Source organism: bacterium, assembly GCA_024224155.1.
GTDB lineage: Bacteria > Acidobacteriota > Thermoanaerobaculia > Multivoradales > JAHEKO01 > CALZIK01.
The window spans coordinates 1-1,425 of record JAAENP010000372.1 but is presented as its reverse complement, the minus strand read 5'-3'; the positions used below and the strand labels follow the sequence as shown (position 1 = coordinate 1,425).

Sequence of the window (1,425 nt, the reverse complement as noted above, 5' to 3'; positions counted from 1 at the left end):
GCGATCGCCTCGGGCAGATAGGGAGCGGCCACCTGCTTGAAGACGTGCTTCATGTTGCCGTCCTTGAACTTGACGTCCGAAGGCATGGTCGCGGCCAGCTCGACCAGGGGATGGTCGAGCAGCGGCACCCGCGATTCGAGACCGTGCGCCATCGACACCCGGTCTTCGACCTGCAACAGCGCCGGCAGCAGGGTCTTGAAGTCGAAGTGGGTCATCAGGTCGAAGTAGGACTCCTTGCCGACGTTCTCGCCGTGGAAGATCGTCTGGAAGGTCTCGAACGGCGAATACTCGCCCAGGGCCCGCCAATCGATCTCGTCGCCGAGCGCCGGCGAGCGATTGATCAGTTGGAAGTACCGGCGGTCCATGCTCTCGAACAGACCCTGACTCCAGAACTGTCTCAGCAGCGGCTTGTAGGTGGCGAGCGCGGTCAGATTCGGAATGATCGACTCATAGGTGACGATGAAATTGCCGTTGTCCATCGTGCCGTCGATCGCCGCCTTGATGCACTGCTCGAAGTAGGCGACGAGATAGCGCGTGTAGCCGCCGAAGATCTCGTCGCCCCCCTGCCCGCCGAGCACCACCTTGCGATGCTTCGCGGCCAGACCGGAGACCATGTACTGCGGGAAGGACCCGGGTCCGGCGACGGGAAAGTCGAGATGGTAGATCACCCGTTCGATGTGATCGACGAAGTCGGCGCAGGTGATCTCGATCTCCTCGAGCCGGATGCCGCAGTGTTCGGCCAGGGCCCGGGCGTAGGGCGTCTCGTCGTACTCGGGCCCCTCGCCGAACTTGCCCGTGAACGCCATCAGCTGGCTGCCGGAGCGACTGCCGAGCGACGCCACGGTCGAGGAATCGAGCCCGCCGCTCAGGTAGGCGCCGACCGGCACGTCGCTGCGCAGATGCATCGCCACCGAATCCTCGAGCAGCTCCAGGAGCGCCTGCTCGAAGCTCGCCGCCGGCCGATCGAAGTCGACGTCGTAGTAGACCTCCCAGTACCGCCGCACCTCGACGTGACCGCCCTTGATCGTCATCAGGTGACCGGGCAACAGCTCCTCGACGCCGGCGAAGAGCGTCTTGCCGGCGATGCAGAACTGAAATGCCAGGTAGTCCTTCAGCCCTTCGAGATTTGTCTCGACCTCGTCCAGGAACGGCAGCATCGCCTTGATCTCGGACGCCAACAGGAAGAGATCTCGCGACCGGGCCCAGTAGAAGGGCTTGATGCCGAACCGATCGCGGGCGCAGAACAGCCGCTGATTCTCCTCGTCCCACAAGGCGAAGGCGAACATGCCGCGAAACCGGCTGACGCAGTCGGGGCCCCATTTGCGGTAGGCGTGGAGGATCACCTCGGTATCCGAGCGAGTCTTGAACCGATCCGGGCCGAGCTCCTGGCGCAGCTCCAGGTAGTTGTAGATCTCGCCGTTGTAG

The 1,425-nt window shown here is 63.6% G+C and carries 1 protein-coding gene; it reads right to left on the bottom strand.

The window, feature by feature from the left end:
• Nucleotides 1-1,425 (bottom strand): asparagine synthase (glutamine-hydrolyzing) (gene asnB / locus GY769_19090; GenBank protein MCP4204030.1); only part of this gene is annotated, 1,425 nt, incomplete at both ends.